Origin of the sequence: Kushneria indalinina DSM 14324, assembly GCF_003385845.1 — a bacterium.
Lineage (GTDB): Bacteria > Pseudomonadota > Gammaproteobacteria > Pseudomonadales > Halomonadaceae > Kushneria > Kushneria indalinina.
Genome location: NZ_QRDJ01000006.1, coordinates 763,453 through 776,529, shown reverse-complemented (window position 1 = coordinate 776,529; position 13,077 = coordinate 763,453). Strand labels below are relative to the sequence as shown.

The 13,077-nt window shown below is 56.4% G+C and carries 13 protein-coding genes; 3 read left to right on the top strand and 10 right to left on the bottom strand.

Features of this window, described 5'->3' with window-relative positions:
* Positions 1–7: 7 nt before the first annotated feature.
* The 3 genes from C8D72_RS03570 (at position 8) to C8D72_RS03560 (ending at position 2,993) form a co-directional block, all read left to right on the top strand.
* Positions 8–1,072 carry an agmatine deiminase family protein gene (locus tag C8D72_RS03570; protein WP_115853005.1) on the top strand — a complete coding sequence of 355 codons (1,065 nt, stop codon included), beginning with the start codon at positions 8–10 and terminating at the stop codon, positions 1,070–1,072.
* Between the two features lie 20 nt (positions 1,073–1,092).
* Entirely contained in the window at positions 1,093–1,989 is an 897-nt protein-coding gene (locus C8D72_RS03565) for a carbon-nitrogen hydrolase (protein ID WP_425453248.1), read from the top strand.
* A 143-nt stretch (positions 1,990–2,132) separates the two neighbouring features.
* Entirely contained in the window at positions 2,133–2,993 is an 861-nt protein-coding gene (locus C8D72_RS03560) for a DNA replication terminus site-binding protein (RefSeq protein WP_115853603.1), read from the top strand.
* Between the two features lie 6 nt (positions 2,994–2,999).
* Here the strand turns inward: C8D72_RS03560 and C8D72_RS03555 are convergent, their stop codons facing one another.
* The 10 genes from C8D72_RS03555 to C8D72_RS03510 form a co-directional block, all read right to left on the bottom strand.
* Positions 3,000–3,284 carry a YrhK family protein gene (locus C8D72_RS03555; protein WP_245955131.1) on the bottom strand — a complete coding sequence of 95 codons (285 nt, stop codon included), beginning with the start codon at positions 3,282–3,284 and terminating at the stop codon, positions 3,000–3,002.
* An 83-nt stretch (positions 3,285–3,367) separates the two neighbouring features.
* Positions 3,368–4,759, bottom strand: coding sequence for a Si-specific NAD(P)(+) transhydrogenase (sthA, locus tag C8D72_RS03550; RefSeq protein WP_115853003.1), 1,392 nt, complete (start codon positions 4,757–4,759; stop codon positions 3,368–3,370).
* Between the two features lie 6 nt (positions 4,760–4,765).
* On the bottom strand, positions 4,766–5,017 hold the full coding sequence (gene nqrM / locus C8D72_RS03545) for a (Na+)-NQR maturation NqrM (protein WP_115853602.1): 252 nt from the start codon (positions 5,015–5,017) through the stop codon (positions 4,766–4,768).
* Between the two features lie 166 nt (positions 5,018–5,183).
* Positions 5,184–6,416: an NADH:ubiquinone reductase (Na(+)-transporting) subunit F gene (gene nqrF / locus C8D72_RS03540; RefSeq protein ID WP_115853002.1), complete on the bottom strand. Its 1,233-nt coding sequence runs from the start codon at positions 6,414–6,416 to the stop codon at positions 5,184–5,186.
* 34 nt (positions 6,417–6,450) lie between these two features.
* Positions 6,451–7,071, bottom strand: coding sequence for an NADH:ubiquinone reductase (Na(+)-transporting) subunit E (gene nqrE, locus C8D72_RS03535; RefSeq protein WP_115853001.1), 621 nt, complete (start codon positions 7,069–7,071; stop codon positions 6,451–6,453).
* Positions 7,071–7,751, bottom strand: a complete 681-nt coding sequence (locus C8D72_RS03530) for an NADH:ubiquinone reductase (Na(+)-transporting) subunit D (RefSeq protein WP_115853000.1) — start codon at positions 7,749–7,751, stop codon at positions 7,071–7,073. The genes nqrE and C8D72_RS03530 overlap by 1 nt, the downstream gene beginning before the upstream one ends.
* 2 nt (positions 7,752–7,753) lie before the next feature.
* Positions 7,754–8,542, bottom strand: coding sequence for a Na(+)-translocating NADH-quinone reductase subunit C (locus tag C8D72_RS03525; RefSeq protein WP_115852999.1), 789 nt, complete (start codon positions 8,540–8,542; stop codon positions 7,754–7,756).
* Positions 8,539–9,768: an NADH:ubiquinone reductase (Na(+)-transporting) subunit B gene (locus tag C8D72_RS03520; RefSeq protein WP_115852998.1), complete on the bottom strand. Its 1,230-nt coding sequence runs from the start codon at positions 9,766–9,768 to the stop codon at positions 8,539–8,541. The genes C8D72_RS03525 and C8D72_RS03520 overlap by 4 nt, the downstream gene beginning before the upstream one ends.
* Positions 9,768–11,123 (bottom strand): Na(+)-translocating NADH-quinone reductase subunit A, encoded by a 1,356-nt coding sequence (locus C8D72_RS03515; protein ID WP_115852997.1) that lies wholly within the window; start codon positions 11,121–11,123, stop codon positions 9,768–9,770. The genes C8D72_RS03520 and C8D72_RS03515 overlap by 1 nt, the downstream gene beginning before the upstream one ends.
* 277 nt (positions 11,124–11,400) lie before the next feature.
* A complete protein-coding gene (locus C8D72_RS03510) occupies positions 11,401–12,849 on the bottom strand; it encodes a glyceraldehyde-3-phosphate dehydrogenase (RefSeq protein ID WP_115852996.1) in 1,449 nt (482 codons plus the stop codon).
* Positions 12,850–13,077 lie beyond the last annotated feature (228 nt).

The window sequence follows — 13,077 nt, the reverse complement described above, 5'->3', positions numbered from 1 at the left end:
TGTTGCCATGAACCAGGGCCCTTCCTCCCGTCAGTTTCTACCCGAATGGACACCCCAGCAGGCCGTCCTGCTCAGCTGGCCCGGCCGGGACAGCGACTGGGCGTCGTTGCTGGATGCCATCGAAACCACGTTCATCACCCTGATCGAGGTTATCGCCCGCTATCAGCATGTGCTTGTTACCCTGCCGGATGACGATACCCGGCAACGCCTTGCCACGACACTGACCAATCTGGGCGTTCCCGACAGCCGTCTATCACTGGTGATGGCACCCAGTGACGATACCTGGGCACGCGATCATGGCCCATTGACCGTCATGGACAACGCCACCCTGCGCCTGCTGGACTACCGATTTACCGGCTGGGGAGGCAAATTCCCTGCCGAACGTGACAATGCTCTCAATGGCGTGCTGGCAGAGCAGGAGATTTTTGCCCCTGAACTGCAGGACATGCAGCACCTCGTGCTGGAAGGCGGCGGCGTGGAGACCGACGGTCAGGGAACACTGCTGACCACCCGCAGCTGTCTTTTGAACCCCAACCGCAATCCACACCTTGAGCAGGCAGATGTAGAGACGCATCTCAGGGAAAACCTGGGCATTGATCGTGTTCTATGGCTTGAAAACGGCTATCTGGAAGGTGATGACACTGACAGCCATATCGATACGCTGGCACGCTTTTGCGACGAACAGACCATCGCCTACGTCCGCTGTGATGACCCGCTGGATCCGCACTTTGAAGCATTGAGCGCCATGGAGCAGGAACTGAAGGCCTTCCGTCGCGTTGATGGCCAGCCCTATCGGCTGATTGCCCTGCCCTGGCCCGCGCCCTGCTTCGATCCGGAGGATGGTCACCGTCTGCCGGCAACCTATGCCAACTTTCTAATCATCAATGGCGCAGTCCTGATGCCGGCCTACGCCGACCCGGCCGATTATGCGGCGCTGAAGGCGCTGTCGGAAGCCTTTCCCGAGCGCGATATCATCCCCATTGACTGCCGCCAGGTCATCCGACAGCACGGCAGTTTGCATTGTCTGACCATGCAGCTGCCCGCGGGCTCACTGAAAGCGATCGAAAACTGATGCGCGGAGAAACACTACTGATGAATAGCATTGAAGTCGGTGTCGTTCAGCAAAAGGCCTGGAACGACAAGCAGCGAAGTCTGACCGAGAGCGAGCGAGGCATCCGCTCGCTGGCCGAACGTGGTGCACGTCTTGTCCTGCTTCAGGAGCTGCACGCCACGCGTTACTTCTGTCAGTGCGAGGACACCGACGTCTTTGACCTGGCAGAGCCGCTGGAAGGTCCGACGACGCAGTTTCTGGCCGAACTGGCCAGAGAATTGAATATCGTGATCGTGGGCTCCATTTTCGAGCGCCGTGCGCCCGGGCTTTATCACAATACCGCCGTGGTACTGGATACCGATCGCGGCCTGGCGGGCATCTATCGCAAGATGCATATTCCGGATGATCCCGGGTTTTACGAGAAGTTTTACTTTACGCCCGGCGACGCCGGCCCCCAGAAGGGCTTCACGCCTATCGACACGTCCGTCGGTCGCCTGGGGGTACTGGTCTGCTGGGATCAGTGGTATCCCGAAGCCGCGCGCCTGATGGCGCTGGCCGGTGCTGACATGCTGCTTTATCCCACGGCCATCGGCTGGGACCCGGCAGATGCGCCGGATGAACAACAGCGCCAGAAGGATGCTTGGACACTGATTCAGCGCTCACACGCCGTGGCCAATGGCATCCCGGTACTGGCCGCCAATCGGGTCGGACATGAAGAGGACCCCAGTCAGGTGGGCGACGGGATCGATTTCTGGGGCGGCAGTTTTATTGCCGGAGCGCAGGGCGAGCTTCTGGCACTGGCAGGTGAAGATACCGAAGAGCTTCTGGTCACGCTGTCGCCGGCGCGCAGTGAACAGGTACGACGCATCTGGCCCTATTTACGCGATCGTCGTATCGATGCCTACGGCGATATTACCGAGCGATATCTGGACCGCTGAGTCAGCCCATCGAATCATCAGCCTCTGTCGCCATAACATCAGGGGCAGATGCTGATGGTTCATCGTTTATCTCGCAATGGTTGCCCCGTTTTTGTTTATGTCACAAGATAACGGTATATTCCAGAACCGGGATGGAAACGATCATGTCGCTGCAATATCAACTGATGGCAGAGCTGGAGAAGGCCTTTGATGAGCTGGTAGAAGCCACGGAAGCACTGATCGCAGCAGCAAGGCAGCAACCTCCGGCCATGTGGCGCTTTGATGGTGAAGCCGATATCGACTGGCTGATGCGGGCACTGACCGACTACTGGTACCAGGATGGACAGGACGGTCGTGCAACGCGCGATCATGTGGGCGTGGTCGTCGCCAATGACACCCTGCTTGAACACGCGCACAGGGTAAATCAGTGCAAGGATGCTTTCGCCCGGCAGCTGGGCGTTGTCCGAAAGCAGCACCCTTCCATGATCGCCGAGCTCAAGGCCACGCTGCCCTTTCGCCACCCTGTACTGCATGATCATCTCAAGGGAAGCGGTATGGCACGCCTGCATCTCAAGCAGTGCTGGCGCCGGCTGCCGATCGCGGACGCCCCTGTGTCGCGCATTCGGCTCGCCTGGTATTCCAGCGGGCGATCGATCAAGCGCATGAGCGTTGCAGAGGTAGAAGCCAAACTGGCCAAACTGAACAATGAAGCGGCACACGTCCAGATTCAGTATCGATTGCTTGCAGGCCTGCCTGATGGCGAAATGCTGGCACAGGTGCAGGCTCAGGCACCGCTAATGCGCGCCAATCTGTTTTTTCGTGAGCCGCTGGAAGACGGGCATACGCGCCGTGCCATGAATGTGGCTCTACCCCTGTTCGTCCCGGCCTCGGATAATCGTCTGCCGCAGATCAATCAGCCGGCACCCACCCCTCCCGAAAAACGAACGCGCGCCCTGCGAGGTGATTCAAGACTTGAGAGTGAGCCGTTCATCCCCAGTCTGCGCATCTATCGTTACCGATTTTGATGGCACTCAAAAATCGTCACTGGCCTGGGGTAGTCGCTTCAAATGGAAGTGTCGGCTCAATCGAATGACCGGCCTGATCAGCATTTGCGCACTGCCGATCACAAACAGCCAGGTGCCGATCATCATTAGTGATGAATAGAAAAAGCAGATACTTCCCAACAGAAACCAGAGTCCGATCAATACATCATTAATGATGCTGATGACTTCATAGCGGCGATGCACGACCAGCATGTCGTGATTGAAATGCAGCGTCAGATCGCTTGTCTTAGCGCAGCTTTCCTTGCGAGACAAGGTCGCCTCCTTGTGATGAACAGTTACTCTATAAAAACGCCGACCTGATGGTCGGCGCTTTGACACAAGACTCATTTACATCGCTAGTGTAGGCGGTTAAGCCCATTATGCGCCGCGATACGGTAGGCTTCTGCCATGGTCGGGTAGTTGAAGGTGGTATTAACAAAATATGCCAGCGTATTGGATTCGCCGGGCTGGTTCATGATCGCCTGACCAATGTGCAGGATTTCGGAGGCCTGATCGCCAAAACAGTGGATACCGTAGATCTCGAGCGTTCGCGGATTGAACAGAATCTTGAGCATGCCTACCGTGTCGCCGGTAATCTGAGCCCGCGCGGTATCCTTGAAAAAGGCCTGCCCCACCTCATACGGCGTTCGCGCCTCCGTCAGCTCCCGCTCGGTCTTGCCCAGTGAGCTGATCTCGGGAATGGTATAGATACCCGTGGGAATATCATCCACGAAGCGCGAATCCTTGCTCAGAGCGTCGCCGGATGCCGAACGTCCCTGATCATAAGCGGCACTGGCAAGACTGGGCCAGCCGATGACATCACCGGCGGCATGGATATGCTCGACTTTGGTGCGGTAGCTGGTATCGACCTGAAGCTGCCCACGCGAATTCGACTCAAGCCCTGCATTCTCAAGCTTGAGCGTATCGGTGTTACCCGTGCGGCCATTGGCCCACATGAAAGCATCGGCACGCATCTTCTTGCCTGACTTGAGATGCAGGGTAACGCCGGATTCATCCCCTTCAACGCGGGAATACTCCTCGTTATGGCGAATCTGCACGCCGTTGTTGCGTAGATGATAGGACAGCGCGTCACTGATCTGATCATCCAGAAACGACAGTAGCCGATCGCGGGTATCGATCAGGTCGACCTTGACGCCCAGATTGGAAAAGATCGAGGCGTACTCGCAGCCGATAACGCCGGCGCCGTAGATCATGATGCGCTGGGGTGTATGTGACAGACCCAGGATCGTGTCGGAGCAGTAGATGCGCGGATGTCTGAAATTGACATCCGAGGGTCGATAGGGGCGCGAGCCAGTAGCAATAACGATGTTTTCAGCAACCAGCGATTCGCTGGTGCCATGCCCGTCACCGATCTGGATGGTATGAGGATCGGCAAAGGAGGCCGTTCCAAAGAAGACATCAATACGATTTCGCGCGTAAAAGCGTGTCCGCATCGCGACCTGATCCTCGATCACCCGGCGGGAGCGCTCGAGCATGCGAGGAAAGGAGACCCAGCGAGGCTCTCCGAGATCCCTGAACATGGGATTATTGTTGAATTGCACCACCTGCTTGACCGCGTGACGCAACGTCTTCGATGGAATGGTGCCCTTGTGCGTACAGTTGCCGCCCACCGCTGACTGAAGCTCGACGATGGCGACTCGCTTGTCATGTTTGGCAGCATTAACAGCGGCGCTTTCCCCCGCGGGCCCGGCCCCAAGCACTACAACATCATACTGATAGGTCGGCATGACTCACTAGGCTCCCGGCTTGCGGGTGGCATCGAAAGCCAGCTCGGGCCTTTGAGCCATCAGCTGCAGCTTTTCCTTGCGCTGCTGCTCTTCACAGACCTCATCCTTGCCGCCACAAATATCGCAGCCCTGCTTGAGCCCCAGATTATTGAGGCCACCGCAAGAACCGCTGATGGGCTTGCGTCCCAATAAAACGCCTACTGACATGGCGCCTACGATAAGCAGCATGACTGCCAGAACCATCAACCATAACAGCATGGATCGCTCCTGTTCGTTGTCGGTCATCGCCCACCAGGGTTTGACCGTAATCATCATTTTAACTGCCCTGACCGCACAAGTACCAATGCTGGCAGCACAATCATGTTAATAGAGTTCAAATAAAAACGGCATCGGGAATACCGATGCCGTGGAAGGAAGCGCTGAATCAGCCGCCGAAATCATCAAGTAGAATGTTTTCCGGCTCAACCCCCATGTCAAGAAGCATCTTGACGACCGAGGCATTCATCATCGGCGGCCCACACATGTAGTACTCACAGTCTTCCGGGGCCGGATGATCCTTCAGATAGTTTTCATACAATACGTTATGGATAAACCCGGTCTTGCCGGTCCAGTTGTCTTCAGGCTGCGGATCCGACAGTGCCAGGTGCCACTCAAAGTTGGGATTTTCTTCCTGCAGCCGGTCGTACTCGTCGTTGTAGAACGACTCGCGAACCGAGCGTGCGCCATACCAGAAAGAGATCTTGCGTTCGCTACCCAGACGCTTGAGCTGATCGAAAATATGGCTTCGCATGGGGGCCATGCCCGCACCGCCACCGATAAAGATCATTTCAGCATCGGTATCCTTGGCGAAAAACTCGCCAAAGGGACCATACACCGTGACCTTGTCACCGGCCTTGAGGCTGAAGACCCAGCTCGACATGAGACCCGGCTGATGGCTGGAGTTGGGCGGCGGCGTGGCGATACGGATATTGAACTTGAGAATACCCTTCTCTTCCGGATAGTTGGCCATTGAGTAGGCGCGAATGACCGGCTCGGTTGTTTTGGTTTTCAGATTGAAAAACCCGAACCTGTCCCAGTCACCACGATACTCTTCAGCGATATCAAAATTGCTGAAATCGACCTCATACGGCGGCGCCTCAAGCTGCATGTAACCACCGGCACGGAAGGCCACGTTCTCGCCTTCGGGCAGACGCAGCGTCAGCTCCTTGATAAAGGTGGCCACGTTGTCATTGTCAACAACGGTGCATTCCCATTTCTTGACGCCGAACACATCCTCGGGCACCTCGATCTTCATATCCTGCTTGACCGGCACCTGACAGGAGAGACGCCACCCTTCCTTCTTTTCACCCATGGTGAAATGGCTCTCTTCGGTAGCCAGGATCGACCCGCCACCTTCCTGCACGCGGCACTTGCACTGTGCGCAGGACCCGCCGCCGCCACAGGCAGACGACAGAAAAATGCCCTGACCGGCGAGGGTCTGCAAGAGCTTGCCCCCGGCCTGGGTCTTGATGGTGCTTTCGGGATCACCATTGATCTCGATGGTCACCTCACCGCTGCTGACCAATCGGCTGCGAGCGGTAAGGATAATGGCCACAAGGCCCAGAATAATCAGCGTGAACATGACCACGCCAACGATAATGACAGAGATATCTACCATGACTCGTTTCCTTGCTCAGTCGATGATCCGCCGCTTACAGCTGAACGCCGGAAAACGACATGAAGCCCAGTGACATCAGACCAACCGTCAGGAAGGTGATACCCAATCCCTGAAGTCCGGCAGGCACATCGCTGTACTTGAGTTTTTCACGAATGCCGGCCAGTGCTGCGATGGCCAGCGCCCAGCCAAACCCGGCACCAAGACCGTAAATGACCGATTCACCAAAGGCGTAGTCGCGCTGCACCATGAAAAGCGCCGCCCCCAGGATGGCACAGTTCACCGTAATCAGCGGCAGGTAGACACCGAGCGCGTTGTAGAGCGCAGGCACGAACTTGTCGAGAAACATCTCGAGAATCTGAACAATGGCAGCGATGACGCCGATATAGCTCAGAAGACCCAGAAACGACAGATCAATGTTCTCGGCACCCTCAACACCCGTCCACGAAAGCGCACCGGCCTTGAGCAGATAGTTGAGGATCAGATTATTGGCCGGCACCGTGATGGTGAGCACCACGATCACCGCAACGCCCAGACCGATGGCAGAGGATACCTTTTTGGAGACGGCCAGAAAGGTACACATGCCCAGAAAGAAGGCCAGCGCCATGTTCTCGACAAATACGGCCTTGATGAACAGGCTAAGGTAATGTTCGAACATCACGCGCTCCCCTCGGCAGCCTGCGGCTTGGTGTTGGTAGTGATTTTGAACTCGTTGCTTTCAACCTGCTCCGGGTTGAAGCTTCTGATGGCCCAGATGAGCAGCCCGATCACGAAAAATGCCGACGGCGGCAGCAGCATCAAACCGTTGGGAAGGTACCAGCCACCATCGTTGACGGTCTGCATGATGGTAATGCCGAACACCGACCCAGACCCCAGCAGCTCGCGGAAAAAGCCGACGGCCAGCAGGATAAAGGTATAGCCCAGACCGTTGCCGACACCGTCAAGAAAGCTCAGGCCGGGACCATTTTGCATGGCAAAGGCTTCAGCACGCCCCATGACGATGCAGTTGGTAATGATCAGCCCCACAAACACCGACAGCTGCTTGGAGAGATCATAGGCGAAGGCTCTCAGGAGCTGGTCCACCACGATGACCAGTGAGGCGATAATGGTCATCTGAATGATGATACGAATCGATGACGGCATGTGATTGCGGATCAACGAGACGAACATGTTCGAAAATGCCGTCACCGCAATAACCGCCAGCCCCATGACCAGCGATGTGCTCATGGAATTGGTGACCGCCAGCGCGCTACAGATCCCGAGAATCTGCAGTGCAATGGGGTTATTCTGAAAGATCGGAGTTATCAGCAGACCTCTGGCCGTATCAGTTTTCGCCATGATCAAGCTCCTTGTGAAGTGTCACGAAAGCGCGCCAGATAGTTGGCGAAGCCTTCGTCGCCCATCCAGAACTGCAGCAGGTTGGTCACACCGGTACTGGTGAGGGTGGCACCGGAAAGTGCATCCACCTTGTGTTCGGCATCAGGTGTGTTGCTGCCAACGCCCCCTTTGACCAGTCGGATCGCGGGGTCGTTGCTGCCTTCAGGGTAAATTTCCTTGCCGGGCCAGAGCGACTTCCAGCGAGGATTGTCTACCTCACCGCCAAGCCCTGGTGTCTCACCCTGCTCGTAGAACGAAAGGCCCACCACCGTATTGCCGTCGCCTTCAAGCGCCAGATATCCCAGCATCAACGACCACAGACCCTGACCACGTACCGGCAGAATAATCTCGTCGGGATTATCGGGGTCACCTACCAGAAAGACCGTAGCATAGTTTTCGACACGACCGCCGAGGCCCGCACGGTCCTGGCTGCCGCCCAACGTGCGCGACATGGCCGGGTCCTGGGTCGAGGCAATCTGGTTAAAGCGGTCCGGATCGATATCCTCAGCGTATTCACCAGTACGCAGATCCACCACACGCTGGGTGATCTCGTTGAACTGACGCTCCACACTCTGCCCGGGCTCGAGCAGGTTGGCGACCTGCAATACATTGGTCTTGCGATCAAGCTCCTGATTCTGCTGCTGTGTGGGTCTAAGCGCCACGGCTGCCGTGGAGACAACCACGGAGCAGACAACGCACAGTGACAGCGCCACTGTCAGCGTTTTCTTGATCGAATCATTGCTGGCCATCAGGCAACCTCCTTATCCCTTGACGGCATAAGACGCTTCTGCCGACGTTTGATATTGGCCTGAACGATAAAGTGGTCGATCAGCGGTGCGAAAAGATTGGCAAACAGGATGGCCAGCATAATGCCCTCGGGGAACGCCGGGTTGGCGACCCTGATCAGCACTGTCATGAAACCGATCAACCCACCGAAAATCAATTTGCCGGTGTTGGTCATCGAGGCCGACACGGGGTCAGTCGCCATGAAGATCATGCCAAAGGCAAAGCCACCAATGACAAGGTGCCAGTACCAGGGCAGCGCAAACATCGGGTTGGTATCGGAGCCGATAAAATTGAACAGCGTCGCTGTGGCGACCATGCCGAGGAAAACACCCAGAATAATGCGCCAGGAAGCCACTCTGGTCCAGACCATGACCAGACCACCCAGCAGAATCAGCAGGGTCGACGTCTCACCGACACTCCCCTGAATGAAACCCAGAAAGGCATTGAGCCAGGGCGTTTGTGCCACCAGCTGCTCTACGCCACCCTGAGCGGCGGTCGAAAGCGCCGTCGCACCCGTATAGCCATCAGCCGGCACCCAGACAGAGTCACCCGATAGCTGCGCTGGATAGGCAAAGTAGAGAAAGGCACGTCCGGTCAGGGCCGGATTGAGGAAGTTCTTGCCGGTACCGCCAAACACTTCCTTGCCAATAACCACGCCAAAGGTAATCCCCAGGGCAACCTGCCACAGCGGCACGGTCGCCGGCAGAATCAGGGCAAACAGCACAGAGGTTACAAAGAAGCCTTCATTGACCTCATGACCACGACGAATGGCAAACAGGACTTCCCAGAAGCCGCCCACGATAAAGGTGACAGCGTAAATCGGCAGAAACCATGTCGCCCCAAGCACGAAGTTGGCCCAGATGCTGCCAGGATCATGCCCTCCGGCGAGTGCCATGACGACCGATTCGCGCCAGCCCGCCAGCGCACCATAGTTGTCAGCGATGGCAACGTTGGCCTGAAGGCCTGCGTTGTACATCCCGAAGAACATGGCCGGCCAGGTACACATCCAGACCGTGATCATGATGCGCTTGAGGTCGATACCATCGCGCACGTGAGAAGTTGACCCGGTCACATGACCCGGGGCATAGAAAATCGTATCGACCGCCTCATAAAGTGCGTAGAAGCGTTGATACTTCCCGCCCTCATGAAAGTGGGGCTCGATATTGTCCAGTAAACGACGAATCCCCATCATCAGACCTCTTTCTCGATCGTTGTCAGATTGTCGCGAAGGATCGGACCATATTCATACTTGCCCGGGCAGACATAGGTGCAAAGCGCCAGATCTTCTTCGTCGAGCTCCAGACAACCCAGCTGCATGGCCACTTCAATGTCGCCCACGATCAGCGAACGCAAAAGCTGGGTCGGCAGAATATCCAGCGGCATAATCTGTTCGTAAGAACCGATTGGCACCATGGCACGTTCCGAGCCGTTGGTGTTGGTATTGGGACGAAAGGAGGCCGGACGCGTCAACCGCGACAGATAGATACCGGTCGCGGAATGCCGGTCCAAACCCAGTGAAAGCCAGCCAAACAGCGCACGTTTGTGGCCCTCCTCGATCAGCGACACCTGCAGGTGATAACGCCCCAGATAGGCCGTTGCCTCTTTGGCAGTACTGCCACCAAAAACCGATCCCGAGATGATGCGAACGTCATTGTCGCTTTCGACTTCACCGGCAAGCAGCTCATCAAGGCTTGCGCCAAGACGCGTACGTACCAGACGCGGTTTTTTGGCGCCCGGACCACCAATGGCGACAACACGTCGCGTATCCAGATGGCCTTCCGTGAACAGCGTGCCAATGGCCATGACATCCTGATAGTTCAGGTGCCATACCTGACGACTGATTCCTACCGGCGAAAGATAATGTATGTGGGTCCCTGCAAGACCTGCCGGGTGAGGACCGGCAAAGCTTTCATGCCTTACTCCGTCAAGCTCACTACCGGCAATTTCGGCACCAGGTGCCGTACACAGATAGACCTGCCCTTCGGTCAGGTGTCGAATGACCCTGAGTCCATTGACGAAATCTTCGCGTCGCTCCTGGATAATGGGCGCCGGATCAGCACTCAAGGGATGCGTATCGATGGCCGTCACGAAAATGTTGAGCGGCTGCTCGGACACCGACGGCACACGGGAAAAGGGTCGCTTTCGAAAGCTGGTCCACAGGCCGGTAGCCACCAGCTGATCGACCACCGTTTGTCGCTCAAGCGTATCGAGACGGCTGGGATCGTGACGCTCAAGAGCGGGCGCCTGACTATCGCTGTTTTCATCAAGTCGAATGACCACCGACAAAAGGCGGCGCTTCTCACCACGATTAATGGCTACTACCTCACCGGCGGCAGGCGCCACATATCGAACGCCTTCGGTTTTCTTGTCAGTAAAAAGTACCTGACCAAGCGATACCCGGTCTCCCTCGCGGACTTCCATGGTCGGCCGCATGCCGATGTAGTCAGGGCCAAGAACGGCCACATGCTTCACCGGCTGACCATTTTCGATGGTCTGGGAAGGTGAACCCGCGATGGGGAGATCCAGGCCTCGTTTGACTTCGATCATAGTCTCGCCCAGTAGTCGAATCTGATGCAGTCATGCAGGGTTTGATAACCGTTTGACGCAAGCTATTGATAGCAACCGTTATTCCCGGTGATCCCCTTGGGTGATGATCAATCAGATGAGATGTTTCGGTGATCCGCCAGAGCGGACATGATTAACACGGTTTAAAAACCAGCCGTATTATAAGGAGCCGGAACATGAAAAACCATATGAGTTACAAGGGATTCACATTGCAGGCGGGGGTCTCCTGGACCAAAGTCCAGGAGAAAATACGCTGATTTCAGTTTGGCGAAGGAAAGGAAGGAAGACGCGCATGCGCCATATGCTGCACCAGTCGAATCACCTGGGCACTGTAGCCAAACTCATTGTCGTACCACACATAAAGCACGATATTTCTGCCATCAACGATGGTCGCCTTGCCGTCCACGATGCCGCCGTGACGATTGCCCACGAAATCCGATGACACCACCTCGGGCGAATCGACAAAGTCGATCTGGCGACGCAGTTTCGAATCGATCGACATCTCGCGGAGGTAGCCGTTCAGGGACGTCCTGTCGCACGCCTTTTCAAGCGTCAGATTCAAAATCGCCATGGAGACATTGGGGATCGGCACACGAATGGCATTGCCGGTCAGCTTGCCGGCAAGCTCCGGCAGTGCCCGCGCCACCGCTTTCGCCGCGCCCGTTTCGGTCAGCACCATGTTCATTGGCGCGCTGCGCCCACGACGCTCGACCTTGTGATAGTTATCGGTCAGATTCTGATCGTTAGTATAGGCATGTACCGTTTCTACATGGCCACGCTCGATGCCGTAACGATCCGACAGACATTTCAGCACCGGCACAATGGCGTTGGTGGTACACGATGCCGCCGACAGAATCTGCTCGCTTTCATCGGCCTCATGCTCGTTGATGCCGTAAACGATATTCTTGATATCGCCCTTGCCCGGCGCCGTGAGCAGCACACGTGCTACACCCTTTGCGGACAGGTGTTTCGCCAGCCCCTCCCGGTCACGCCACTTGCCGGTGTTGTCCACCACAATGGCGTTATCGATGCCGTAGGCCGTGTAATCAATGCTTTCCGGCGATTCGGCGCGGATGAACTGGATATAGTTACCATTGGCAATGATGGCGTCATTGTCATGATCCAGGGTCAGCGTGCCGGGAAAAGGCCCATGGATGGAATCGCGGCGCAGCAGGCTGGCACGCTTTTCCAGATCAGAACTGTCACCACGTACGACAACGCCACGCAGCCTCAGCGTACGCCCGCCACCGATCCGCTCGATAAGAAGCCTTGCCAGCAGTCGTCCGATACGGCCAAAACCATACAGCACCACATCACGGGGAGGCTCTGAAGGCCCCCTGCCCTGCTGGCCCACAATGGGAACAAGTGCCTTCCTTAAAAAGCCCATCACATCACGCTCGCCACTGCGCTTGTAGGCCACGGCAAGTTTGCCGATATCGATATGAGCCGGGCCGGGCTCAAGCTCGATCAGCCGTTTGACAAGAGCGAAAGTATCGCCGACCTCCAGCTCAACGTTTTCGGCATGGCGGGCATAGCGATGGTGCTTTAGTAATTGAATGACCGATTGATTGACCATGGAACGGCCATACATCAGCGGTACGACCTGGCAGGTCCGATAGAGACGCCCCAGCAGCGGGATCATCTCTTCGGCCAGCGCCTCCTGTGCCTGCCACTGCTGCAGGCACGTTTCTTCTTTTTCCATACTCACGTCAGGTTTCCTTGCAGTGATCAAAAGCAGTGATCGAAAACCTGCAGCGCCTGCCCTTGTTTTATTTGATATCCATGCTGGTATCGTGGGCACTCTCTCGGCAGCTGCAATCTTAAGGTGGCGGCATTATCGAAAGAGCGCTGCTTTCTCACAATGGTTGCGTAGTCGCAAAAATGTAGTCTCACTACACCAAAGCATAAGTTGACAGGCGCCTCTCCCTGTACTCAC

Bases quoted from the DNA above. Each gene is read 5' to 3' on its own strand.
- C8D72_RS03570 (WP_115853005.1), top strand. From the start codon at position 8: ATGAACCAGGGCCCTTCCTCCCGTCAGTTTCTACCCGAATGGACACCC.
- C8D72_RS03565 (WP_425453248.1), top strand. From the start codon at position 1,093: ATGAATAGCATTGAAGTCGGTGTCGTTCAGCAAAAGGCCTGGAACGAC.
- C8D72_RS03560 (WP_115853603.1), top strand. From the start codon at position 2,133: ATGTCGCTGCAATATCAACTGATGGCAGAGCTGGAGAAGGCCTTTGAT.
- sthA (WP_115853003.1), bottom strand. From the start codon at position 4,759: ATGCCGACCTATCAGTATGATGTTGTAGTGCTTGGGGCCGGGCCCGCG.
- nqrM (WP_115853602.1), bottom strand. From the start codon at position 5,017: ATGCTGTTATGGTTGATGGTTCTGGCAGTCATGCTGCTTATCGTAGGC.
- nqrF (WP_115853002.1), bottom strand. From the start codon at position 6,416: ATGGTAGATATCTCTGTCATTATCGTTGGCGTGGTCATGTTCACGCTG.
- nqrE (WP_115853001.1), bottom strand. From the start codon at position 7,071: ATGTTCGAACATTACCTTAGCCTGTTCATCAAGGCCGTATTTGTCGAG.
- C8D72_RS03530 (WP_115853000.1), bottom strand. From the start codon at position 7,751: ATGGCGAAAACTGATACGGCCAGAGGTCTGCTGATAACTCCGATCTTT.
- C8D72_RS03520 (WP_115852998.1), bottom strand. From the start codon at position 9,768: ATGATGGGGATTCGTCGTTTACTGGACAATATCGAGCCCCACTTTCAT.
- C8D72_RS03515 (WP_115852997.1), bottom strand. From the start codon at position 11,123: ATGATCGAAGTCAAACGAGGCCTGGATCTCCCCATCGCGGGTTCACCT.